General features: G+C 56.6%; 14 protein-coding genes and 2 pseudogenes. 7 read left to right on the top strand and 9 right to left on the bottom strand.

Annotated elements, in window-relative coordinates; translation table 11 throughout:
- Positions 1-33: 33 nt before the first annotated feature.
- Positions 34-2,505 (bottom strand): UvrD-helicase domain-containing protein, encoded by a 2,472-nt coding sequence (locus KGA89_RS30390; RefSeq protein WP_223473294.1) that lies wholly within the window; start codon positions 2,503-2,505, stop codon positions 34-36.
- Positions 2,506-2,743: 238 nt separating this feature from the next.
- On the opposite strand from KGA89_RS30390, the gene KGA89_RS30385 reads away from it, so the two are divergent.
- Positions 2,744-3,439 (top strand): pirin family protein, encoded by a 696-nt coding sequence (locus KGA89_RS30385; protein WP_223473293.1) that lies wholly within the window; start codon positions 2,744-2,746, stop codon positions 3,437-3,439.
- 134 nt (positions 3,440-3,573) lie between these two features.
- Here the strand turns inward: KGA89_RS30385 and pgm are convergent, their stop codons facing one another.
- The 4 genes from pgm to KGA89_RS30365 form a co-directional block, all read right to left on the bottom strand.
- A complete protein-coding gene (gene pgm / locus KGA89_RS30380; protein ID WP_013693444.1) occupies positions 3,574-5,220 on the bottom strand; it encodes a phosphoglucomutase (alpha-D-glucose-1,6-bisphosphate-dependent) in 1,647 nt (548 codons plus the stop codon).
- Positions 5,221-5,311: 91 nt separating this feature from the next.
- Positions 5,312-6,709: a PLP-dependent aminotransferase family protein gene (locus tag KGA89_RS30375; protein WP_013693445.1), complete on the bottom strand. Its 1,398-nt coding sequence runs from the start codon at positions 6,707-6,709 to the stop codon at positions 5,312-5,314.
- A gap of 96 nt (positions 6,710-6,805) precedes the next feature.
- Positions 6,806-8,296 (bottom strand): hypothetical protein, encoded by a 1,491-nt coding sequence (locus KGA89_RS30370; protein ID WP_223473292.1) that lies wholly within the window; start codon positions 8,294-8,296, stop codon positions 6,806-6,808.
- A 680-nt stretch (positions 8,297-8,976) separates the two neighbouring features.
- Complete coding sequence (locus KGA89_RS30365; RefSeq protein ID WP_223473291.1) at positions 8,977-10,002, bottom strand: zinc-dependent alcohol dehydrogenase family protein; 1,026 nt, start codon at positions 10,000-10,002, stop codon at positions 8,977-8,979.
- Between the two features lie 257 nt (positions 10,003-10,259).
- On the opposite strand from KGA89_RS30365, the gene KGA89_RS30360 reads away from it, so the two are divergent.
- The 4 genes and pseudogenes from KGA89_RS30360 (at position 10,260) to KGA89_RS30350 (ending at position 12,914) form a co-directional block, all read left to right on the top strand.
- A complete protein-coding gene (locus KGA89_RS30360) occupies positions 10,260-11,174 on the top strand; it encodes a LysR family transcriptional regulator (protein ID WP_223473290.1) in 915 nt (304 codons plus the stop codon).
- Between the two features lie 335 nt (positions 11,175-11,509).
- Positions 11,510-11,701 (top strand): annotated as a pseudogene (locus tag KGA89_RS30355) (transposase); the annotation flags it as partial.
- Between the two features lie 20 nt (positions 11,702-11,721).
- Positions 11,722-11,808, top strand: a pseudogene (locus KGA89_RS30605) (type 1 glutamine amidotransferase domain-containing protein); the annotation flags it as partial.
- Positions 11,809-12,011: 203 nt separating this feature from the next.
- Positions 12,012-12,914, top strand: a complete 903-nt coding sequence (locus tag KGA89_RS30350; RefSeq protein WP_092250827.1) for an FRG domain-containing protein — start codon at positions 12,012-12,014, stop codon at positions 12,912-12,914.
- 651 nt (positions 12,915-13,565) lie between these two features.
- Here KGA89_RS30350 and KGA89_RS30345 read toward each other — a convergent pair.
- The 4 genes from KGA89_RS30345 to KGA89_RS30325 form a co-directional block, all read right to left on the bottom strand.
- Positions 13,566-17,621: an NACHT domain-containing protein gene (locus KGA89_RS30345; RefSeq protein WP_223473289.1), complete on the bottom strand. Its 4,056-nt coding sequence runs from the start codon at positions 17,619-17,621 to the stop codon at positions 13,566-13,568.
- Positions 17,622-18,004: 383 nt separating this feature from the next.
- Positions 18,005-18,436: a hypothetical protein gene (locus KGA89_RS30340; protein WP_223473288.1), complete on the bottom strand. Its 432-nt coding sequence runs from the start codon at positions 18,434-18,436 to the stop codon at positions 18,005-18,007.
- A gap of 48 nt (positions 18,437-18,484) precedes the next feature.
- Complete coding sequence (locus KGA89_RS30600) at positions 18,485-20,872, bottom strand: UvrD-helicase domain-containing protein (RefSeq protein WP_317846348.1); 2,388 nt, start codon at positions 20,870-20,872, stop codon at positions 18,485-18,487.
- On the bottom strand, positions 20,869-23,124 hold the full coding sequence (locus KGA89_RS30325; RefSeq protein WP_223473287.1) for an AAA family ATPase: 2,256 nt from the start codon (positions 23,122-23,124) through the stop codon (positions 20,869-20,871). Before KGA89_RS30325 ends, KGA89_RS30600 begins: the two co-directional genes overlap by 4 nt.
- Positions 23,125-23,523: 399 nt before the next feature.
- Here KGA89_RS30325 and KGA89_RS30320 point away from each other — a divergent pair, with 399 nt between their 5' ends.
- Positions 23,524-24,360, top strand: a complete 837-nt coding sequence (locus tag KGA89_RS30320; RefSeq protein ID WP_223473286.1) for a helix-turn-helix transcriptional regulator — start codon at positions 23,524-23,526, stop codon at positions 24,358-24,360.
- On the top strand, positions 24,342-25,829 hold the full coding sequence (locus tag KGA89_RS30315; protein ID WP_223473285.1) for a Wadjet anti-phage system protein JetA family protein: 1,488 nt from the start codon (positions 24,342-24,344) through the stop codon (positions 25,827-25,829). The genes KGA89_RS30320 and KGA89_RS30315 overlap by 19 nt, the downstream gene beginning before the upstream one ends.
- Position 25,830: the final 1 nt, after the last annotated feature.

Below are 25,830 nucleotides of genomic sequence, written 5' to 3'. Positions count from 1 at the left end.
GGTTACGCTTGCAACGGATAGACACACCAAGCCTTATCCTTTACGAACACGGCGATGGTCAGCGAAAAAGGGCTTATCCGTGGCAATACGATCCGAGGCCTTGGGCCCATTGGCCGCCTGGCCGTCCTGGCCATCGACGTACCAGTAACAGTGCTGCACCGCACGCGTGATGCCCACATACGCCAGGCGCAGGATTTCGTCCTTTTGCGCCGAGTCGTAAGGTTCGGCGTCACCGTCCTGGCCTAGCCCGGCCATTCGATAGACCTGGTTCTTGTAGGGTGAACTGCTCAGGTGCTGGCAGTCGCCCAGCAGGAACACCGCATCGGCCTGGAGCCCCTTGGCACTGTGGTAAGTCATTTGCCTGAGCCGTCGCGCGTCGTACGGCAAGCTAGAATCAACATTAACTGTTGGCTGAATATACTTTTCTATCAATAGCTTATCGCTACTTTTTCGATACAACATCAAGATCGAATCGCCGTTGCGATAGTGCTCATCCAGTCGCCGCGCCAACCCTTCGTCGTCGCGATCCAACACATTCACCGGGCTCAACGAGCGAGACACGCCACTGGCCTTGGCCTTCTTGCCTGGGATAGCCGCAGCGGCGCGAACAATATGCTCGGCCGCATCGATGATGTGTTGGTGGCTGCGGTAGTTGTCAGTGAGCATGACCCGGGTCGTCGTCGGCGACGGGAATTGCTTGTTGAATGCCATGAAATAGCTCGGCGAGCTGCCGCGCCAGCCATAGATTGATTGCCAATCGTCCCCTACACACAACAATGAAGAGCGTTGGGCGCCGCGCCCCACGTGCATCGCGGGACCACGGCTGCGTATTTCCCGAAGACTGGCGCGCAGCCAGGAGACGATCTGCGGCGACACGTCCTGGAACTCGTCGACCATCAGGTGCGAAAGCGGCCTGAGCAACGCATCCCCCAGCAACTTGAAATTTTCCGGCGAATGTTCGCTGAACAGCGCAAACATGCGGTTGTAGGTCATGACCGGCGGCGATTGGTCGAGCAGATGGTCTTCGAGTGCCCGCCAGTAGCGACTCAGCGCTTCGAAGAAATACCGATCGGGATCATCCTGGGCAAAGGACATCCGCCCCACGGCATCCGGGACGTCGAGGCCCAGGTTCTCGATAAAGCCTGCCGCCGCGACAAAGCAGTCCAGCAATGGCGCTGAACCCAGCTCGCCCTTGACCTTGTAGTCGAACCCAGGCCCGGCGCTGGCATCGCCGGCCATTGACGCTAATACACGTTTTGACGCCTCATAACTTTCAAGCCAGATCAGTGGCTTACGGCAAAAAGCTTGAAACAAGGTGCGCTTTACCGCCCATTCCGCGCGGATGCTCAACTTGGCGCCCGGACGATTGAGCCGGGCATCTTCCCGTGGATCGAACCCCAGTATCACCCATGCATCCAGGGAAGGCGCGTAGCCATGACAGTGGAACGTCGAACCATTGATTTCGAACGTTTGTCGCTTCGGCTCGATACCCTTGATCGGCCAGGCACCGGCGCGGAACCACAGGTCTTCGACGGCATCGCACAACTCTTCGTCGCGCTGGGCTGCCAGTTCGGTCACGGCGACGCGCTTTTGCACATCCGGGTGATCGCGTTCCAGCTCCTTGAGTTGCAGCGCGTGGCGGGACAACGGCAGGATCAGCTCACGGAAACGCGCGTCACGCTGGTAAAGGTTGTAATAACAGGCGTTGAGTTGCTGGCGCTGGGCGTCGTTGATGCGCAAATCAAAGGGATTGCCCTGGGCATCATCGTCACCCGCTTCGGCGCGATGACTCAGGGTCTCGAACGCCTGGAGCCGTTCGAACCCGGGCAGGCTGCGAACCATGGGCAAGATGCGCGAATGGAATGTCCGCACCAGGTCACGGGCTTCCTTGAGTCTGACGGTTCGCCCCCACAGGGCAAACACTTCGATCAGTTTCTGGATGAAATCCTTGCGCGATTCCCGGGTAAACGTCACCACGGTCATCGAGTCCAGTTCGAAACCCAGGTAATGGGACAACAGCACAATGCGCAGTACCAGGGTGGTGGATTTGCCCGCCCCGGCCCCGGCGACCACCGAGGTCGAGGGCGTGTCGCTGAAAATCATCTTCCATTGCGCGGCGCTCGGTTGTGCATGCGCCGGCAGCAATCGGGTGACATCTGTCTTGATGCGTTTCTTCAGCTCGGCGGTCAGCGGCAGGCGCCAGTCATCGAACAGCAGATCATCGACCTGCGGTGCCGGATGCTCCGTGCTGCGCGAATCACGGATCAACAGGACCTGACGACCCTCCTCAAGCCCTTCGGCCCGGCCTTCCTTGTAGCCATAGTCAAAACCAGCGGTATGACCGCTGCGGAAACCGTCGGCCTGGCCATGCAACCAGGAAGCGCGATGTTGGGCTCGCAGGCGTGTCAGGCCATGGCCGAAGAACCGGGCTGCCAGGCGCTTGAACAGCGGCATCTGGGCCAGGGATAAAAGCACGGGGGGAAGATCGGGAGTGTGTTGCGCCACGCTGATGACTCCGGGTGTTCATGAACCATGACGGCTATGGTGTCTGTATTTGCCGCCGGGTTCCACCCAAAAGCTTTTAAGTCATGGGTTTAGGCGATGAAGTGAAAGTTGGCTCGCGATTTTATATCTAAATACACGATAACTTTGACGCGTTTTTTACGCTTTTTATCGATGTGTTCCTTAGCGAAAATAGCCCCATCAACCATCGCTTTCGCTGCTCAGCGAAAAGGACACGAACATGCTCGAACTCAGGCCCTTCGCCACCTTGGGCGCCGCCAACCACGGTTGGCTGGATGCCCACCATCATTTTTCGTTCGCCGAATATTACGACCCACGGCGCATGAACTGGGGCAACTTGCGGGTCTGGAACGATGATGTTATCGCCCCTGGCAGCGGTTTTCCCCAACACCCGCACCGGGACATGGAAATCATCACCTATGTGCGCGAAGGCGCGATCAGCCACCAGGACAATCTGGGTAACAAGGGCCGCACGGAGGCCGGTGATGTACAGGTCATGAGCGCGGGCACCGGGATTGCCCATAGCGAGTACAACCTGGAATCGACGGCCACCCGCATTTTCCAGATCTGGATCATCCCCAACGAAGAAGGCCTGGCACCGTCATGGGGCGCCAAGCCGTTTCCCAAGGACTCGCGCGAAGGCTTCGTGACCTTGGCCAGTGGCAAGGCCGGCGATGACCAAAGCCTGCGCATTCGCGCCGACGCACGACTGGTAGCGGCCAATCTCAAGGCGGGTGAAAGTGCGGAGTATCGGCTGGACGCCGCACGTCGAGCTTATCTTGTGCCGGCAACTGGATTGACAGAAATCAATGGTTTGCGCGTACAAGCTCGAGACGGTGTTGCGATTGAAGATGAGCGGATATTGCGGGTGACCGCCATTGAAGACAGCGAAATCGTGCTCGTCGACCTCGCTTGATTGGTCTTGTGGTGAGAGGAATTTGTGTGGGAGCAAAGCTTGCTCGCGAAACGGGCCTCGCGTTAAAGACCGCATCGCCTGGATCGCGGGCAAGCCTTGCTCCCACATAGTTGGGACAAGGCTTGCCGACGGTGTCACTTGCTGGTGATAGCCCCATCCACCAACGTTTGCGCCTCAGCCACCAATTGCTTGAGGTGCGCGTCGCCAATGAAGCTTTCGGCGTAGATCTTGTAGATATCCTCGGTCCCGGACGGGCGTGCCGCAAACCAGCCGTTTTCAGTCATGACCTTCAGGCCGCCAATGGCCTGATCATTGCCCGGCGCGTGACTGAGGATGTGCTGGATCTTCTCCCCGGCCAATTCGGTAGACGTCACCTGATCGGGCGACAGCTTGCTCAATAGCGCCTTCTGTTGCGGGCTGGCCTTGGCATCGACGCGTACCGAGAACGGTTCGCCCAGCTCGTCAGTCAACGCGCGGTAGGCCTGGCTCGGGTCGCGACCGGTGCGCGCCGTCATTTCAGCTGCCAACAGCGCCGGGATCAGGCCGTCCTTGTCGGTACTCCAGACGCCGCCGTCCTTGCGCAGGAACGAAGCACCGGCACTTTCTTCACCGCCAAAGCCCAGGGAACCATCGAACAGGCCGTCGGCAAACCACTTGAAGCCCACCGGCACTTCATAGAGGCGGCGACCCAGGCGCTTGGCCACGCGATCGATCAGGCCGCTGCTGACCACGGTCTTGCCCACCGCAGCATCGGCGCGCCATTGCGGGCGATTCTGGAACAGGTAGTCGATGGAGACCGCCAGGTAGTTGTTCGGCGCCAACAGGCCGCCAGACGGCGTCACGATGCCATGACGGTCATGGTCCGGGTCGCAGGCAAAGGCCACGTCGAAGCGGTCCTTCAGACCAATCAACCCTTGCATCGCATGGCTGGAAGACGGGTCCATGCGGATCTGCCCGTCCCAGTCGACGGTCATGAAACGGAAGGTGGAATCCACGTGAGTGTTCACCACTTCCAGGTCCAGGCGGTAATGCTCGGCAATGGCCGGCCAGTAGCGCACGCCTGCGCCACCCAACGGATCGACGCCCAAATGCAGCCCGGCGGTGCGGATGGCATCGAAATCGATGACATTGATCAGGTCCGCCACGTAGGTGTTGACGTAGTCGTGACGGTGGGTGGTGTCGGCCTTCAAGGCTTGCTCGTAGCTGACGCGCTTGACGCCGGCGAGCTGGTCGGCCAGCAGTTCGTTGGCCTTGGCTTCGATCCATTTGGTGATGTGGGTATCGGCCGGGCCACCGTTGGTAGGGTTGTACTTGTAGCCGCCGCTTTGCGGTGGGTTGTGGGACGGCGTGATGACGATGCCGTCCGCCAGGCCCGAGGTGCGGCCACGGTTGTAGCAGAGAATGGCGTGGGAAACCGCTGGTGTCGGGGTGTATTCATCGCCCTCGGCGATCATGACGGTTACACCGTTGGCCGCGAATACTTCCAGCGCACTGGCACCCGCCGGGGTCGATAGCGCGTGAGTGTCGATGCCGACGAACAGTGGCCCGTTGATGCCCTGGGCTTCGCGGTACAGGCAGATCGCCTGGCTGATGGCCAACACGTGCCACTCGTTGAAGCCCAGGTCGAAGGAGCTGCCACGGTGCCCGGAGGTGCCAAAAGCCACGCGCTGGGTTGCAACCGAGGCATCGGGTCGGCCGGTGTAGTAGGCCGTCACCAGTCGCGGGATATCGATCAACAACTCTGCCGGTGCCGGCTTGCCCGCAAATGGACTGACTGTCATGCAAAACCTCTGAGTGGAGTGGCTCGGTAAATGGAGTGCAGTTTACTGACAGTTCGACCATGGCGCGATGGGTTCGATCCATTGCCGCCGATTACGCTTGTTCGAGCCTCAAGGCGTCGGCCAGCGCGCAGAGCGCAGCGTCCATGTCCTGCGGCCCGTTCAGGGCGTGGGTCAGGCGCATATGTTGTGCATACAGGCCCTGGAGGCTGAACAACTCCCCCGGCGCGATGACGATTCGCTGGGCAAGCAGCCGATGGAAAACCCGTCGCAAGTCGACCCGTCGCGTCGACTGCATCCAGATCGTCGCACCACCTTGAGGTTCTGCCCATTGCAGGCTATCCCCTAGCCGCTCGCGCAGCAATTGCGTAGTCGAAACCGCGCTTTCACGCAGCAGGCGCCGCAACACCAGCAAGTGCTGGTCAATCCGACCGTTGCTGTACAGCCGGGCGATGGCTTTCTGGCGGATCGGCGACAAGCGAAACGCTCGCAACAGGAAATGTCGCTGCAGGTGCAGGGTCAACTGGCGCGACAACACGTAGCCATACGGCGCCTCTGGCCCGATGGTTTTCTCGAACGTCGAATAGACGATCAGCCGGTCCGGGTCGAGCAAGTCTCGAAAAGGCGTCATCCTTGCCTCGAACGCCAGGTCTGTATGGCTGTCGTTCTCCAGCACCCAAGTCCCGTGCCGCTCCAGCAAATGCGCGATGGTACGACGGTTCTCTTCAGGAACCAGTGTCCCCCTCGGCATATTCAAGACCGACGACAGCACCACCAGGCGTACCGTTTCGTTCACCAGCAGCTGTTCCAGTTGCTCGACATTGAGTTCCCCCCCGGCCAGCAGTGGCAGCTCGATGACGTTGACCTCCGCCGCCTGCAGCAGGCGCAACACCGCCCAATCGCAGGGCGATTCGATCAGCACGGTGGCCCCCCTGAGTGCCAGCACCGCGATAAGAATTTCCAGGACGCCCCGCAGGTCGGCGCCAATGTAGACATCATCGGCATTCCAGCAACGGGCCGGCGAAGACGTGTAGCGGGCAGCCAGCGCAGTGCGAAGCTCCAGCTCGCCCCAGGGTTGCGAGGGTGTCTGCGAGGAGCGCGGGTACTGGCGCAGCAGTTCGCGCTCGAGCAGCAACAGCGGGCTGTCCAACGGCTGCATCGACGCCGGTTCATCCGCGCTGAGCACCTGCATACCTGGTCGTCGGGCATTGACGTACAGGGTCTCGAGTAAATCGTCACCGCCGTCCAGGGTGGCCATGCTGGGCACGGGCAGCGCGTAGTAACCGGACTTGGCGATCGAATAGACCCGCCCTTCCTTTTCCAGCAGCGAATACGCGTACTGAATGGTCGATATCGACACGTTCAGACGCTCGGCCAGTTGCCGCAGCGACGGCAGGCGAACCCGCGCATCAACCTCCAGCTCGTTGATCAGCGTGGTCAGGTAGCGATAAACCGCCTGATAGGCGAAGTCTGTCTCCCGGCAATTTTTCATCGGCTCAGGCCAGGACAGCGGGTCGCAGTCAGCTCAGTCGCAACGCCGGGTACAAGGACTGGGGACGAGGTAGATGAGTCCGTCAAACCTCGTTCCTCAATGCCTTGCCGAGCGTTCGTGCAACCCATCGGCAGCCGATCCGCCTTCTGCAGCGTCAACGCCGTCATTGGCCTGCTGCGGATCGGCGCCCGGGGCGCTTTCCGCTTGTTCCGGCAGTGAAACACTCGCCCGGTACAGCTTGCCAAGGATGTCGATGGGCAAGCCGCTGACATCGACCATCCACTGCGCTACCTGATCGGCGACGGTCGCGCCCTGCATGGCCTTGTGCAGGTCCGGCATCGCCACCAGCATGCCGGGGTGGCAGCAACGCAGGAAATGCTCCAGGCCCGTGCCCTGCCCCACGAAGGGCGCGAACAGCATGCACACCAGTTGCGTTTCACTGAGCCCCAGGATCTTTTGTGCTTCAAGGGCGGCGTAGGCACGACGCTCGGGAATCGACGACGGCGAGCCGAACAGCGCCCGAGCCTGTTCGCAGACGTGTTCCGGCAATTGCTTGCGGTGCATGATCATGATCGCCCGCTGCGCGTAGTCGCCGTAGCCGGTTTCATAGCTGCGTCCGTGCAGGTAGCAGGCCTGCAGGCCGTGCAGATGGGCCGACAGCAGCGGGCTGATGTATTCGTTTTCAGGCGCCGATGGCACAAGCCCCTCGGTCTGCACCCGCAGGAACTCGTTGAAGAGCAGCCAGTTGGTTCCCTCCGAACGATCGACGATCAGGTCGTCGATGCCGACGTGGCCCACTCGCCGGCAGGCCTCGAAGTGACCCTCGGGCTTCCAGGCATCGAGGCGCTCCGGCCCATAGAAATGCCGGTAGACATCACCGCCCAGGGCGTCGAGGTGGGCAAAAAGGTTGTCGAAACCGCAGGCGTGCTCGGTCAGCAGGCCGATCTTGCGAGTCGCGCGGCGCAGGCCCGATATGAATTGTTTTTGCTGGCGCGGTGTATCGCTGCTGACCAACGAATCCACGCCCGACTCCCAGCGGGCCATGTGCCGATAGAACTCGGCCATCGCCAGGTAGCCGTCGTCCCCAATCTCCAAGGGGCTGTCGACCGCGCGAAGGTGCCCCAGGACCAGCAGGTCCATGCGATTGGCTTCGTGCCCCGCCATCGACAGGGGCTGCCGGTGATTGAACGGCAACACCTCGCGGTTATCGGCCATCAGCAATTCGACCCGGGGATCATCGTAGACAAACAGCGCGCTGTAGCAGCGGTGGATGTTTTCCAGCGTCGCCTGGGTAGTTTCGCTCAGGCGTGGCGTGGCGACGCGCAAGGTGAAGGTCACCGGATGTCGCCCTGCGATGCTCAACTGTGCGGCCCGCAAGGCGGTCAGCACATAAAAACTTTCCCTGCTCCCATTCTGGACCGTCAACACTCGGTAATCGCCAATCCGCTCGATGCCTCCGGCGGCGACAATTAAACGCTGGATCAAAAGCTGCAACGCGGTACGTTCTGCCCGGGAATAAAAACCTGACAGTCGTTGCAGTATCTGTTGATACACGTGAGTCATTGCCTGCTCATGAATTGCACTCATAGCCATTTACCTGGAAATTCAACTATCGGCGTCGCACCCGCACCAACGTGACTGCGCGACGTGTTGATCTAGATGGTTGTTCTAGCACTCAAAGAGTATTAGCAATACGCTCGAGCATTGCTTGTCGTAATTATTTGATACATATACCGAGAGTAGGCTCACGCCCCTTCACTCTCCCGCCTAAAGCCCCGAAAACACGGGACCCAAGCGACCGGACGGCGCGTCCTAGGAGAATTCCGACAACGTCCCACAGACAATGAGCACAAGAAACAAAGAACTTGCCGAACTTTAATTGGCAGTCTACCCCGCCCTGTCTTCTCCAGGGTCGATAGATATATCTGCAGCTGTTAATGCTCGTTACCCCTTGAATGCATCTTGAAGGATGAAGACCTTCGAAAAAGTTATACCGCACCACGACTTCTTCCTTGATATGGAAATCAGCGTTCAATTATCAAGACTTAAACAATGATTAGAAGATACAGATTGAGGGCAAAAACCAGTTCAGATGTTGGCCGACAGACCGTTTCAGTCTTGAGCGAACCGGGACAGGCCATTCAAGGCGCGAGATGGTGAGGTGCGAACGCAGCACCGCCAGGCAGGAGGTGCCGTAAGAAAGGATGGGGTGTCAGGGCGAAGGCAGCGCAAGAGCCCGGGGCGATGACTCTTGCGCAAGACAGGGTTCAGGCCGGGTCGACGACCTGAAGGGCAACACGTTCACGGCAAGGGCATTCGCCCATGTAACGGTGAGCCTCGACGAACTCGGAGAATGGGAAGACCCGAGTCTTGAGTGGCAACAGCACGCGGTCGGCGGTCAGTTGATTGATATCGCGCAGTGCTCGTTGCAAGGCCACCTGGTCCTGGAGAATGCCCAGTTCCGGCTTGCCAGTGAAATTGCCGATGCAGTGCACAAAGAACTGAATGTTCTTCTGGAACGCCGCGCAGGCTGGAAACGGCGTCTGGTTGCCACCCTGCAAGCCATACAGCACCAGGCTGCCACGCGGTGCCAACACGTCACCCAGCAGCGACATCTGGGGCCCGCCGAGGCCGTCGAAGACCACATCGACGCCACGGTTGTCGGTGAGCTTGTTGATTTGCATCAGCAAGTCCTGCTCTTCGGTGACGATGACCTTCTCGGCGCCCAGCGACAACAGGTACTCACGCTCGTCAGCCGTCTTGGTGGCCGCGATCACCCGCACACCCAGGGCCTTGCCCAGTTGTACGAAGGAAGGGCCGGCGCAATGACTGGCATCGGTGACCAGGGCGAATTGCCCCGGCTTGACCCGCGCCAGGTCCATGTAGGCGAAATATGCGATCAGCAGCGACGTGTAATGCACGGCGGCTTCGATCGGGCTGAGCACGTCGGGATAACGGGTCAGCGCGGTGCGTGGCAGCACGATGACCTCACCGTACACCGGATAATCGTTCGGGCTCTCGGCCGGGAAACTGGCGACCTTGTCGCCCACGGCCAAGTCATCGACGCCGTCGCCGACGGCCGTTACCACGCCGGCCATTTCATGGCCCAGGCCCGAAGGCAGACGTGCCTGGGACGACGCCAGGTTCTGGCGCCACAAGGTGTCGTACCAACTGATGCCGATCGCTTCGACACGGACCTGCACTTCTCCTGGCGCAGGAAGAGCCGCCGCATGCTCTTCGCATTTGAGCACCTCGGCACCACCAAACTTGTGAAAACGGATCGTGCGGGACATCGCAAACCTCGTCAAAGTAACCTCTAATGCCATGAACTCTATCCGGGCTTTGTACCCAAGACCATCAGTGGCTATTAATAGTCGACATGCCTGTCATTGATTCCGCAGTAAGAAAAACCAACCAATCCTGTAGGACTTAACCTAAGAAAACTCAATTAGCCGGTGCAGAGTACCAGCCTTTCCCCGTAAGATTCATGCCGGCCATTGTTCCCATATGGCCGCTCACGTCAAGCTTACCGAATCTGCCAGGACCCCAGATGAATCGTAATGACCTGCGGCGTGTCGATCTGAACCTGTTGATCGTGTTCGAAACATTGATGCATGAACGCAGTGTGACTCGCGCGGCCGAGAAACTGTTCCTAGGCCAACCGGCCATCAGCGCCGCGCTGTCGCGCCTGCGCAGCCTGTTCGATGACCCGTTGTTCGTACGTACCGGCCGCAGCATGGAGCCTTCGGCCCGGGCGGTCGAGATCTTCGCCCTGCTCTCCCCGGCCCTGGATTCGATTTCCACGGCGGTCAGCCGTGCAGCGGAATTCGACCCGGCCACCAGCACCTCGGTGTTTCGCATCGGCCTGTCGGACGACGCCGAATTTGCCCTGCTGCCGATGCTGCTCAAGCGCCTGCGCGCCGAAGCGCCCGGCATCGTGCTGGTGGTGCGCCGGGTCAACTACATTCTGATGCCCGGTTTGCTGGCATCCGGTGAAATCTCCATTGGCGTCAGCTACACCGAGGACTTGCCGGCCAACGCCAAGCGCAAGGTCTTGCGGCGTAGCATGCCCAAAGTACTACGGGCTGACACCGCCCCAGGACGACTGACCCTGGACGAATTCTGCGCTCGCCCCCATGCCCTGGTGTCTTTCGCGGGTGACTTGAGCGGCTTCATCGATGAAGAGCTGGCGAAACTCGACCGCAAGCGCCATGTGGTGCTGGCCGTGCCGCAATTCAACGGCCTGAGCACGCTATTATCGGGCACCGACATCATCGCCATCGTGCCCGACTACACGGCCGACGCGCTGACCGCCGCCGGCGGCGTACGCGCCGAAGACCCGCCCATACCGGTGCGCAGTTTCGAGCTGCACATGGCCTGGCGCGGTTCCCAGGACAACGACCCTGGGGAGCGGTGGTTGCGGTCGCGGATTCAGATGTTTTTTGGCGACCCTGACAGTCTTTAGGGGCTTCGCGGATGCTTGTTAGCTGATCATTTCTGCGTTTTTCTAGCCTCGAATAGCCATTTACTTCCAGCTAATTGCTAAATTTGGGGCATATTTGAGGGCATGCTTTGGATGGTTTGAAAAGGATGCCCCAACCGAAAATGCTCAGCGCTTTCGGTAATCTGCCGACCACGCTGCTCATCTTGGGTGACGAAACTGTCTTCGCGGTGATTTTTCGCTTTCCAGAGTGCTCCCGAGAGTAAGACCGCCGCTTAAGCTCACCATTTTTGAAAACCAGGCTGCCCCAGCAGACTGGCGCGGAGGATTATCGGCGCTGACCAACGGCCAGAGATTACCGAGTCATGATACGCAAGCCGAAGCCAGGCCTACCGCGGGTATTCGACAAGCCCAAGTACCGGGAGCGGGATGTCATCGAGCGTCTATTTGGCTGGCTGAAAGAGCACCGCCGGCTGGCCACGCGTTACTGCAAGCTCACAACAAGTTATGAGGCCATGATCACATTGGCCTGCCGCCGGCGGTGCTTATGACATCTCTTTTCGTACAGTGCCTAATCGAGGATGGCAAGCTGACCACCGGGCAGAATCCGGCGAGCTCTGAAGCTGTGGCGAAAGCACTGGTCGCCCAGCTCAAATAATCTCTGTGTCAGCCTGGATTCGTGAAAAGTTCAGGCGCGGCAAAGCCCCCCCATGATTGCGATCACGCAAAGCACGCTGCTTTCATAACAGGCTTCGTGCTCCCCTCCCCCTAGCCCCACATTGGCATAGGTCAAGCGCGCTGCAGAGCTGCTCGTGTAGCATAGGGTGGCACATCCAAAAATCGAAATTCCAAGAGGCTAATGTGAAAATCTATACAGCCAGGACGCTCGTAGAATTCGTAGGCATCATTGATAGCTTGAAACCTGAAGAACCCAATTCACTGTGGTTCCGCGGCCAATCGAGTGCCAGCCACCGGCTCATACCTGGGGCACTGCGAAATATCCATCAGTCTCACGACCACCTTGGCCAAGAGATTGACGACACGGCAGTAAGACTCAGCAGTGGAGGAGTCTTCTCTGGCCCGAACTCCGAAAAAATGCTGCAGGACTTCAAACAGCTAGGCAGACCATTTCTGGAGCAGCAACCCACGAACGAGTTCGAGTGGATGTTCATCGCTCAGCATCACGGCTTGCCGACGAGACTGCTCGACTGGTCTACCAATGCCCTAGTGGCATTGTATTTTGCAGCCCAGGGCGCTCAAGTGCGCGAAGGCGATGGAAAGGCTGAGTGCGAGCGATTTGAGGACGATAACTTCAGTGAGGAAGGCTTCGCGGTATTTGCCATTGAACCGACGAAGATCAATGAACAAACGATTCTGCAGTCCAAGACGATTGATATCGCTTCACACGCAGAAAGCTGGGACAAATACATCGATCCCTTCGCAAAAGATATAACCACGCTACCGGTGTGTATCACCGCCCCCCACATGACAACGCGAATCCGGGCCCAGAGCGGTACATTCACACTTCATGGTGCGCAGATCGCACCACTTGACTACTACAACGCTTTACAAGACCTCATCTCAAAGATTTTCATCCCGTACACGTCTACCACAGCGATCCTGGCCAGCTTGGGAAAATTAGGCATCAACGAAAGCTTCATCTATCCCAGTCTTGATTCGATCGCCAAAGACGTCGCAAAGGCGGCCAATCAGACATACGCCAGTACACGAAGCAGAAAGTCTGTTAAACGATCCGCCCGTTGATCCTGAGTCTGCGTTAGGTGCTGCTGGTAGAACCTAGCGCAATACCTGCCTACCAATTTTGACGATTGGCGGCGTTCCATGGCAGCCAGCCTGCCACGGTACCCGCCAGTCTGGGCCAGCAGCACTGTTCATCGCGGAGTACCTGCACCATGCTCGATCCTTCAACCCCTGCTGACTCGCTGAGAAACCTCACGGTTTCCTTTCTTGATGGCGGCAACAGTTGCAATCTCCTGCAACGAGAGATACTCCTGATCTAGGCACGGTGAGCACATAACTCAGCTAGTGCTCGGACCTCTGGCAGATCCGCAAACTCACAAGCCCCCAGCGGGGCCTGCCCCTCCTTACCAGTAATCTGATGGTATGCGTGCCCTTCGCCCGCCATCAGGACATCCCGCAGATTTGCGTAAAGGGAGCTGAGCACCAGGTGCGGAATACGTTGGAGAAGGCTTCGGTAGATCCGAAACGCCTCTAGATCGAAGTCTCCCCAGAACTCGATAACCGAGTGGGTAAGCAAGCTGCGTAGTTCAGCTACTTCGGGATTTCTCCGCAATTGGATCAGGTCCGCCCAACTACCACTCAGGAGGCTCTGCAGCTGCTTCTCATACGCCTCACCGCTCCTGGAAAGCCCATATCCGCGATCTCAATTCCCAGCTACGGCATATCCAGCGGCTGTGCCAAACAAATCCCCTGACGCCGGTTGCTCCGGGTCAGATCCATGACCACCACGTGGATCAGACTACGTCTTTCCTGTGGAATAAGTTCAATCAAGGCATTACGCATTTCTTCAGCAGAGGTCGGAGTCTCAACTCCCTTTGGGGGGCTGCATGGAAGACTATTTTGCGAAACCCGTGTTCCGAACCATAGCACGCAGAAAATACCCCTTTGGTCCGAGCGCCAATCAATCAGGTATTGGCGATCCAACTGGCTACTTGCCGCATGCCATACTTTTGAGTGCCATTGCCCCTTGACCTCTAGTGGCAGCTGAATAGTGCCGCAACGAAACGCGAGGTCCACCCGCTTGTTTTCGGGCATATCTACTTCACTCATCATTGAGACTTCATACCTCTCCAGACGAGATCGCAACATGCCTGCAAGGTCGTCGCGACAGCGGTTTTCTTCACGAGGCTCTTCGCTGTCATTCCAGAACATGCGTACTGGATCAAGCTCATCACCCTGTAAAATGTTCTGCACGACCGCGAGCTCCTCCACGATCAGCGTCTTGAGATCCTCAGCGTTGCAAGGCCGCTCACCGCTTAGAAGTAGCTTCAGCTGCTCTGGCTCGATGGGCCTGAACATTTCCTCTGTATTCTTTTGTCGCTGGCTAACCTGTGCGTGCTTCAGCAGTTCGCTGTAGCTGTCGCTGGGTTCTGAAACCAATCGGGAGATTGCCCAGCAGGCATCGTCGGTCGTTTCTGCAGACAGCCGTTCGATGAGCAGGATAATGAAGCGAGACGCCTCGTCAGCATCGTCTTGATGTCGCACCCTTCCATCTGAGGGTAGGATCGGCCAGAAACGCCGGAACTGCGAAACAATCCACTCGGCCTGTCCTGCGCTGTGCTCCACCAACCGTCGGTTGCGCTCCAGCGTGAAAACGTCGCGCAATTTCCAGATAAACTCCGGTGCACTCAGCCTGTCGGCAAACTGGGCTTGCGCGTCTTCAAAATCGATCAGTACCTTCAACGCCAACCACTTTGAGTCAATTTTGGGGTCACTGCCCCTCCCATACAAGCGTGCATTGGCAATCTGGAGTAGTCTGTTTGACTCTCCTGAATCTAGGAGAAATAGAAATAGCTGCTTTTCTACTTCCGCATTCAGCGAACCCGCCCGAGCAAGCCATTCAGCTGCTAACACTATCGTCGTCGATCGCCAACTTTCAATAGTGACTAACCGGGTAATTCCCGGAATTACGCTCTGATCAACTTGCAGCGCTGGTTCTATCCACAGCCGGGCGAACGCTTCACGATCGTATTCTGTGCTAAGTACGATTTTCTCAAGCTCCAGACTAAGGTTGTATCGGTCTGGGTCGTTGGGCATTCGCCCCTGCTGATAACACAGCAAAAGCCCGGTTTTCAATAAATCGTGGGACAGGTCGGTAAACCCCACCTGACGACGCAGCCGGCACAAGAGCGCGGCGAAGATGGGTAGATTGAAAAGGTAATGCCGATTCTGAGCTAGCGCTTTAGCAACATCGGCTGCTGATGGCAGATCAGTCCGCTGTAACACAGCCTCAAAACCGATCAGCGCATCACGCGTCAGAGCCTTGCCGCACCAAAGTTTTAGCCGCTCCAACGCTGGGAGGGCGGTATGGAAAAGGCGTAGCGATCCAAGATAGTGTTTGGCCGGAAGTTCGATGAACGGAAGCTCCCCCGCGCGCAACTCGTTTTTGTGCTGACGATAATAACAGCGCAGCGAACGCCTCTCCTGGAGAGTTTTTCTGCGCTCACACGAAATAGCAAGTTCTTCACGCTCTCTCGAGCTTGCTGCTGACTGGGCGATTGAGTCGATCCTCCGCTCAATAAAATCTGCAAGTTGTGAGCAACCCGCTTCAAATTTTAGGCTCGCCGAGCGTAGCTCTTGGTCAATTCCACAGGAATAGGCTGCCGAATCAACCAAACCCTGCCAATCCTCACGCATGCCCCCGTCCTGGTTGCTGAACGTAGCGAGATACTCCATGAAATGAAGGTGGTCGTCCGCCGTTAGTTCTATCAGGTGCTCCTGCAAGATGGTTGCCTGGTAGAGGAAGATGTACCTACGTGCGTCTCCGAATAGAGCGTGGTGCTGAACGGCACGGCGCAATTGATTATCACTCGCCAATAGGCGTAGCAAAGACATCATCGCGAGCCCATTGCGGTCTGCGTGGGAGAGCATGCCAAGCCACTCCCATAGCACGCTTGGATTACTGCGGGTGACAACTCGTTCCGCAATCGCTCGCGTCACCAGCGAGGCAACGAGTTCGTGAATTTCGAAGGTGGCGGTGAAGTCCCGAGCATCTACCAGATCAATACGATTCGCAAGTAAGGCTAAAACCGGCGCCAGTTCAGACGTTGAAAGCTGGTCCGACAGCGATGAATATTCGCCTAGCCTATGCCCTTGGGGCTGCGGCGATCGGGGCAGCTCACAAAAACTCACTCCCAACCTTGCCAGTGTAGTTTCGACCAACAGTTCGGAATTTATTGTGAAACCGAGCATTTCGATAATCAGATAGGCAAGCTCGGCGGAGTTTCTTCTGATTTGAAGCAGCAATGCAGCAATTAAATCCTCCCACTCATCGCATTTGTACAGTGGCTTTAATGCAAGTGCAGAGGCGTATCGTTCGTGCATCGTACGCTCAGCGTTCAACATTACGTCGCACAACGTTTGTTGCAGAGAACGGGCAAGCAGAGTTCCCCGGATACTTTCTATCAGCAATGAAGACAAGTGCACATTGTCTCTTGACCTGATAGCTGCATCGACTTCACTCAACATAGCCTCGATCATTAGGCTTTTAGCGGAGAGGCCTTTCCAATCATGATCACGAAAATAAGGGTCCGCTTGCGCAATTGCTTGAAGAGATTTGAGTAGATACTTGAGCTGAGCATTAGTCAATTTCGTCGTATCGGCATATTGCATTACACCTAGCGGATCCGCGGTTATGACGTCTTCTGCCAGTTCATCTCTGTGAACGGTCAGCCAGGCATGCAGTCCCCGAAAACTGGCCGGCACCCTGCCACTACCCTGGAACTGGGCTAGCAACCGACGTTGCTTACGAGGATTGTCAGCCTGCCGGCTCAGCCAGCGAGCCCCCAGAAACTCCGCGATCACCCTATGGATTGGCTTGGCACGATATAGTCCCTCACTGTTGAACAATTTGCACCGCACAATCGCTCCAGCCGCTACCGGGTCGATAAGCGCACTGAGATGGGCCAAGCCGATATCGCTGTCAGCCACTAATGCAGGCCTGGCCAGACCAATGGCCTCCTTTCCCGCTAGCAGCAGCCCGGCCATGAGTGCACCTGCTGTATCCAGTGCTTGTTCGGTGGTTAGATGCCTCAACGCATCCGCTGCGCGCCCCTCATTATGCTCTGCCCAGAGCAGCCCACAGACTCGCTCGAACAGCGCTGAGCGCGAACTGGGCAAATGGGCGTCGGTTCTTGCAACTTTCCCCATCATTTCCAGCGTCAAGGGATTGTGATAAAGCTCCGAAATGCAATCGACATCCATACGATTGAGCACTTCGCCGACCTGGCTGACGTCAAGGACTTCAGCGAGGAGTCCTTCTGCTTCAGCCCGGTTCAAAGGCTCCAGATGAAAGACAACGGCCTGCTCCGAGTAAACTTCCCCGAGCTTCACCAGCGCATAGTCAGGCCACTCCCGAGCTCTGCAGGCCAGAATGAAATCGGGATTGTCTAGGTTTTCCAGCTTCGACAGAATCTCGTCGACAGCTGCGCATTCGTCGCTGGCGATAGCCTCGTCCACACTGTCAATCAAGAGTGGCTTGCCGGACTGAATCCCTTGTAGGACTGCTGATTGCCGCATGAAGCGGCTGGCCGACACTGCCTTCACTCCCAGCTTAGCAGCGAGCGAGCTGATCAGTCTGGTCTTACCCATCCCAGGTTCGCCCAAAATTATCTTGGGAGCGCTCACGTCGAGTAGCCCGGCTTCATCAATTACCAGCTGTTTGTTATCAATGTGATAGCTGAGACGTCGTGAAATGTAAGTAGGGGCCATGACCGGCATTCTCTCCTTAGCAACCGGACTTCAACGAAAGTGAAGCATTTTGCCCTAATGGAGAAACTATCGGTAGGGACTTGACCGATGAGTGCCCTGAGAAGCGCGCTGGTCCAACAGTGTAACTGCCCCCCTACCAGCCCCCTCTCATGCGGCGATTGCCAGTATCAAATCGTCATTTGCTCCGAACTATCGCGCACCGCCAAGAGACCGAGACCAACCCTAGCCGTTAGGAGGCGCTGATCACAAGCACCGCCTAGATATGAGGTTCAGCTAAAGATACGATTTTTTAGCGCTGACGCGCCGTCTCAACCATTTTGATCATTGCTTCGAGACTTCCACGCGGCCTATGCCCTTCGCAGTAAGCGTCCGGCAGGCTTCGCCTAACTGACTCGTCCCTTGGCCAAATCACCGTCCACGCTGGAGTTAGTAATGAAGACATAGCGACGACTGCTATCGGCAAGCAGCTGAGCTTTGGCTCGGGATCGCGGCTTCGACCCCTTGCCCCCCTTCGCCCCCTTTTCGTTGACTGCGCTCGCAAACTCCTTGGCGCTCCAGGCGCCAGCGCCCTTGAACTTGATTTGCACATGCAATTCGTCGCTAGCGATGATTTTGAGGCTGGCTTCGGCCGTTTCCTCCGGCACTGCTAGAAGCGCCATTACGTCGTCGTGAGATGCTGGCTCCACCACTACTTGGTCAGTGACGGCACCCGGACCAAACATTAGGCGCAACGCCACCCAGACAGTCACCAATTTCTGGTAGTCGTAGCCGTAGTAGGACGCGTTGGCCCCACCTTCGTTGTTTCCTATGGTCATAGAGATGCTTTTCCGCTCAAGATAGTGCAACCGGCCTCAAAGACCTGACTATCCCTCTTCTTGGCCGCTGGGTTGACTTGCCAGTTTGCTCCAATCCGAGGTATAGGTGACAACGGTGCCGGTTTCGGTACACGTCAAAGAGATCTCTGCATTTAGGTTGACGCTCAAATCATCGCCGCGAATTCCCTGCCACTGTGCCAAGTACCGTAATGAACCGAACTTTCGCATTTTCTTCAACGTTCGAGAAGCGCCGCCTTTCCAGTTCAATACGGGGAGAACACCGGCCCTACACTGCTCCGCCAACTGCGGGTCTCTCCGAGCAAGTCGGCGGCCAATTTCCCAGCAGTTAATCAGTCCTCGGTCACACTCTTCCCAAACTTGCTTCCAGCTCAGGCCTTCGCGATCTGGCTCGCAGATAGACCGATAAAGTATAAGGCGTGTAGGATCCGAGCGCTCTACTATCTCTGAGCTTTCGACACCCGAAAGTTCGTCTGGGACAACGTTAATCTCCGACTCCGCGAACCAGCCACTTGTTTTTATTTTTGCCAGCGCCAACTCCGGGTTTGACGACCAGAGCACTAAAGCCAGGCTTTCACGTGCGCGACTACAAGTGACGTAGAGCAAGCGCAACGTGCGGTCGATGGACGTCTCCCTTTTTTGCTCTACATTATTTTCATCAGTTTCGCTTAAACCCTCTGCTCCGAATATTTTGTCATAAGAAAACAGAAAGCCGCCTGCTTCCTGATCATCCATGACAACTAGGACATGCTCGAACTCCGAGCCCTTAACTACTTGATGAGTAGATAGGTTGGAGTTTCCCTCAAGATAACTTTTGTATCTCCCAACTTCACTCCAGCGCGCTTTGAACAAAGCATGCCAGCCTCGTAGCCTTCTGTCTTCAGAAGACTCCGGGACGCCACGACCAGAAACTTCGGGAGGCGGCTCGATATCTCGAAACGCCTTAGCAAGACGATCATCAATATCGAATAGACCGGCACTAATAATTGGCTCGAGGATTTGTCTGACGGTCGCATCCGTCTTTGCACATAACTCTGCAAATTCCTTGACCGCAATGTTCATCTTCGCAAGCTGCTCTTTTTGAAGATCGGTATCGATTGATAACCGGCTTAGTCGATCAAATCGGTGCAAAACCTCCATCACTAAGAACTCATCCACATCAGATCGCCCATCGAAGCAAGCAGCCAATGCCGTGACTTCACGTAGGAGTACCCGCACCGCAGCAGGCCCTGTATTCTCACCACTGCCTTGCGGAGCAGTGGAGTCGGGATCTATAAGCAATAGTGCATTGAAGACTTCAAGAAATCCCCCGCGACGGGCGGCAAGTCGGTGCTCCAAAGCTAAAATCTGAAAACCCTTACTTGGACTACCCCATTCGCGATGGCCTGAAATCTCAGTCATTGCCTGAGCGCATCGAGCTTCGCCGGCAATCTTTGCGTCGGCCGACTGGGCTGTATTACCGATGAAAATCCGTACGGTGCCTGCATTTTTTTCTATTCGTGAATGTTGCTTCACGCCTACCACCGGTTGCGTCCGGCCATCCATCTCGGTTTCCCAGATGTGATTGATCAACTCCACGATTCGCTTCTGGCTACGGTGATTCATCTGCAATGCAGGACGCGCCCACGCTTCGGGTATCAATCCGGGTAAATCCTGGTGACCATCAGCATAAATCCGCTGGCGGTGGTCCCCAAGAAAGCCTAGAGCCAATCTTGTTGACTTTTCTTCCGCTACTTTCATTAGGGCACCAAGCATTCCCTTCATCGTATCTTGAGATTCGTCGATAAGAATTACCGGATGTCGATCCGCTAAAATTTGCCTGAGCGTAGGGCGCTCCGAAAGCAGCCATTCCGTGATTGCAATGATCTGCGCATGCTGTAGGGCACCTTCACCATAGGTATTACGGTCTGGGTGATAGATAAATCTCGGAATGGCTTTGATGGCTTCGGCTTTTTCCTGGAGGTCCTCAAGAATACGTTTATCCTTGGGGGTAGGGCCTCTCACCCGCTGCGCAGCGGTCTCTTTTGCCTTTTCAAGATTCTGAGCATTGATGCCAAGCAGCGCTTCTCGAATGTCGTCATCGAATCCCCCGATCAACCCCCAGCAAAACCCATGAATGGTGGACACCTTAGTAAGGTCATTCTCGCCAAGACGACCGTTTATCACGGATATCGCATTTCTGGTATACGTGATTACACGGATTGATTGCCCGCGGGATCGCAGCCGAGCGGCAAACTGTGTACCAGCGTCGTGAGCTTCCACTCCCGTCAGCCGGCGCAGGGTCTCAACAAGCGTCCGTGTTTTACCGGAACCGGCACCCGCAAACAAAAAGAAACTTCGAGGCTGGGGGGCGGCCAAGTAGGCAGTGACTTCGTCGACAACACTCGCATCACGATCATTTCCCTCTAATAGCATCATGGCTGCTCCCCCGTTGATACTGGATTCAACTCTGATTCCAGCCATGCGAGTGCATCAGTAATGTATCCGGGACAAGCAAGCGGCGCCCCAAGGGAAAGCTGTTCAAAAAGGGTCGCAGCAAAATCACCCTTTTTGAAAGACCCCCGAAGCATTTTATGCAGACTCAGGTTCAACAGCTGTTGATCGGAATGCTCCTCCACCTCCCGAGCAGCTCTCCCCAAAGCGCCCTTCTCATCGATTTTGGATTTAAACCACTCAAGATTGGTTAGGATGAAGGAGTCTTCGAACGAACTCGGCCATGGACCGCCAACTGGAATCGGGACCTGCCAGGCAAATAAAACACGATTACCCTTATGACCAGTCCAGATCTTCTCATCTAGCTTGAGCTCAGCATAACTCGAGAAATTCTTTAGTTGAGGATGCCATTGAGCAAGCGTGTCATTTGCCGACATCAATATTGCCGAATCGGAAATTGCGGTCGCGACCCAGGTGGTCTTACCCTTCTCGCTTTTCGACTCACTAACGGGGTCAATATCCGTGATAACCACAGTAGGTATGCCCAATCGCTCTACTAATGGTTTTAGTCGGTGAGCATGGCTCCCTCCCACTCCTAGGAAAGACAGATAACGACTGCTCAATTCCTCAAAGTCACGATCTATGAAAAACGGAACAAGCATCCTCTCGGCGGTCCCCTCTACGAAGATAGCGGCGTCCGCAAATAGAAGGTCAGTATGTTGTACCTGAAAATATCTCTCCGCAAATATCCGGGTAGCTGCGTCGGCGCCAAAGGTATCCGCCAAGTTGATAACCTCAGCACTGGGCATTTCTTCAGGCTTGGTCGCCCGAACACGACGAACGTAACGGAGGCGACTGAAGCTCCCTGAGTGGGCCATATGACTCGAATGAGTACTAAGCAAAATCTGGCTGGAAAGGTGAGCGTCCGCAATTTCCTTTGGCGTGATGAGCTCAAATGCTCTCTTGGGGAAAATCCTCTGAACCTGAACATGAAGATGGGCTTCTGGCTCCTCGATTAGGACAAGATGCACCGCTGCCGGCGCGCCTTTTTCGGGACGAAGGCGAGTTTCCCGAAAGGACACCAATTGGTAACTGAGGGATTGAAGATTCTGGTAGCCAAGACCAATCGCATGCTCGGGAAGAAACTCATTGGGCTGACCGTCCAGGCGATACTGCACAGCGGTGCTGTGGTCTAGCAGGTCGGCGGTCTGAATTCGAGTCCGAAAGTGAATTTCCTGAGGATCATGAAGCCCTGGGTAACCAAGTTTTCTGACATCCTTGATCGAAGGCTCTAGGGCAGTTCTGATTTTTTCATCAAGTGCCCCTTGGGCGTTGGCTACCGCCAGTACCAATTCGGGGTGATGCCCAGCGCCAGATGTAGAACTATTCAGATGACGACGAGCATATTGCAGCATCTGGTTCGAAAAAAGCCCGACGCGATGCGGGTCGGATCCAGGACGTGCATCAGCTTCCTCTGACCCAAGTCCTCGCTGCGCGGCAATAAAATTGACCTTGATCAACGACGAGAGATGCGTGCGCTCGATCGGTTTCGCGTATGGAGAAAGATCCTGTGGCTTGCTTGACGGATTTCCTGACAACGGCCCTTTCGCTGGATCTAGCCTATACGCGATCACGTGGCTGAGATCACCAGGAAAGCGCAGCCAGTAATCCAACAAATCCGTCGGCCATGGCCTTGCAGCAGAATCCAAGGAGCGAACAAGCTGTCGAGCTTCACGGTATCGCCACGCGAGCTGTTGAAGATCATCAATGGTAGTCGCTGGCTCTAGCCGTAAACGGACGCCTACAGCGCCACCAGCCCATCGTAAAGATGGCAGGAAAGGACTGACTACATGGTAGGCGCCAGCCTGCGCATTGAACCACAGGTCTAACGTTGGCATGGTCGCCAAAAGATCCTGAAGGTACTGATGCCAGATCTGTGGGCTGGTATCACTCGATGCAGGTGGTTCGTCAAGCGCTTCCCAAACTTCACCAAGCCTGCGTAACGTGGACCACTGATCCACGCTCAAGTCAAATGCGCCAAAAGCAGGAGAATCAGCTAAGAATTTCCTCAGGGCCAATAGAATTGAGGTCTTCCCGCTGTTGTTCGCTCCGACCAAGATAGTGGTTTGAGGATCAATCTTGAGCTCGATAGCCCCTAATCGACGAAAGCGATTTATCTCGACGTACGCGAGCTGTACATGTGGGCTGACAGCAACATTTTTTTCTTCGCCAGACATCAATACTCTTCCTTGAATACAACCGCATTGGGGGAGCTCAATCTGAGGGAGCAGAGTTTAGCTCGCTTTTGTAGCGGCCACTGGCTCAAATGATGGCCAATTGAAACCAAAGGAGCAAGCGTTGCCGCTCCTCGCCGTAGCTGGGCTACGACTCCTCGCGGCGCCTTGCCTGAACATGAAAATCGCTCGGCATTGTTACTTGCGAAAAACCACTCTAGTGCCGACGTTTTCGTCTGCACTGAAGCCCCCCGTCCTGCCGCCTGAGCCATTACAGCCAAGCATTCACAATGCAATGTCCTGTAAAAAATAGTTTTACATTTTTTGTAAGCTACATTTTTCGTAAGCTATATTCGATGTACGCCATGGTTGGCGACCATTACTCCGAGCCAGTGAATCCTCATGATCAACGAGCCAATCCAGCGTTCCGAACTCCTCAAGACCTTGCTGTTGTGGGGCGGTCGACTCGGCAACGCACGCCTGCGTGAACTGTTAGGAATGAAGGTCACTCGCGTCAGTCAGATCATAAGTGAATTTCATAGCGAACACCCCAACTGGATGGAGTGGGACTCCGTCGCCCGAAGCTATCGGGCCACTCCAGCGGCTTACCGCACAAAGATCGACACCTCTTCATCGCTGGATCGTTATCTGTCATTGGTAGGGATTTCCCATACCCAGAACGAGTCGTCCAGCCAGCAAACGATATGGAATGCGTTTCCCGACATTTCCACACCTGTGCCGCGTGTGTTTGCCCAGATCAGCGAAGCCATCGAGCTCTCCCGGTGCATCCAAATCAACTACCGCTCGATGAGCAACCCTAGACCCCATCGGCGCGAGATCTCGCCTCACAGCATCGTGCGAGCCGGCCGTCGGTGGCACGTGCGTGCGTTTTGTTCGACCCGCCAGGAGTTTCGCGATTTCGCGCTGGGACGCATTGACTCCCCAAAGCTGCTGGCCACCCCTGCCGCACGGTCAGCGGACGATGACCACCCCTGGAACACACAACTTCAGGTTCGGCTGATCGCCCATCCTAGATTGAGTCAGGCGCAGCAGGAGATGATCCGGTTCGAATACTTTTCAGGTACGACGGCGCGGGTAGAGCGCTGTCGTGCAGCGATGGTCTCGTACTTCATACAGGACCTGCGCGCAGCAACGGATACGTCGAAACAGCTCCCTCCGGAGTTTCAGTTGGCTGTCGAGAACATGGAGGATCTACGACAATGGATGTTCACAGTGTAGGAGGCGCTGGCGCGAAGCTGTTCGAGCGCATACCTGATCGATTGTTCAGCCCGCTCGCCTCTACCAACCGGCTTCAGTACTGGTCGCTCCTGTGTTACCTGTACCGACGCCGTTTTGGCCCAGATGCACCGTTACCACCGAGCCGCGGCTTTGCCCCGCGGGACCTTTTACAGGATGTCGAAGACCATATCCGGTACGCGCCCGATTGGCATCTGGAGGACGGCGATGGTCCAGGGCTTAGCGTGGACCAGCGGGCGTCGAACTACTTCCGCCGCTTAGTACAGGCCGGCTGGTTCCGCACCGAGAAGCATGGGCTCGCTCAAACCATTTCGATGGCGCCGCCCGTGAACCAGATGCTCACGTTGCTCATCGATTACGCGGACAAGGACCCGGTCTTCGTCTCCGGAAAAATCCACTCCATCGATGCGCTGATCACCAAAGTAATGCAGGGCGAAGGGGGCGGGGACCTGTTTCGCGAGGCAGCAGAGCAATGCCGGAATCTGCTCATCTACATCAGGACCACCGGGACCAATGTACGCGACCTGATGGCCTCGATTTCCACTCAGGAGACCACCGCAGACTACGCTCGCCGCTTCTTTCAGGACTACGTCGTCAACATGTTCATCGGCGACTACAAGGAGCTGCGCACCCAAGAACACCCCTTGGCCAAACGCCCGCATATTTTGCAGGCGGTCGAGAAGCTCGCCACGATCCCCGAACACCGGGCCAAGCTGATGAATTGGTACATCACTCGACTGGCCGACGGAGACGAGGCAAGAGCCGCTGCGGCTTTTGGCCGCGACCTGCGACGTCTGGAGGAACTGAATCGCGTCGAGGAGTATCTTGAGCGCCTAGACGATGAGGTCCGCAGCGCAAACAAATGCGCACTGATCGTTTTGCAGTATCGACTTCAAACGATCCGTCCCATTGACGATCTGCTGCGCCAAGCCATCGACGGGCTGCTGGGCAGCGGACTGGAAGGCGGGTTTGAAGGTGCCATGGACGCCTTGCCGCAGGTGTTCGCACCGGATGCGCTGATGAGCGCTGCCAGGCTTGCACAACCGCGCAAGGAAATTCAGCGCCTACCTCCGGCGCCCCTACGAAAGGCTGTGTTGTCGGAACACACCCGGGCCGTGGGCAATCTAGTCCGACGCGCTCAGGAGCGCAGGCGCATTACTCCGGCAAAACTACGCGACTATGCCAAGGCAGCGTTAGGTGAACACGACAAGGTCAAAAGCCAGGACTTGCCCGTCGACAGCATTGAAAACCTGCGCGCCTACCAAAGCTTCAACAGTCTGGCGACGGCTCTCAAATCAAAAATCGCCACCTCCGGAATACAGGCCCGAAAGCAGATACCGGGCTTCGATGTGGTGTGCGACGAAGACGGTACGAGCGAGCACCCCTTCCTCATCGCGCAGTCATTTCAAATCCGTCTGCGCAAAACAAAATCCGACCACAAAAGGGAATAGC

This window comes from Pseudomonas sp. A-RE-22 (genome assembly GCF_019956035.1).
GTDB lineage: Bacteria > Pseudomonadota > Gammaproteobacteria > Pseudomonadales > Pseudomonadaceae > Aquipseudomonas > Aquipseudomonas brassicacearum.
This window is presented reverse-complemented; position numbering and strand designations above follow the sequence as displayed.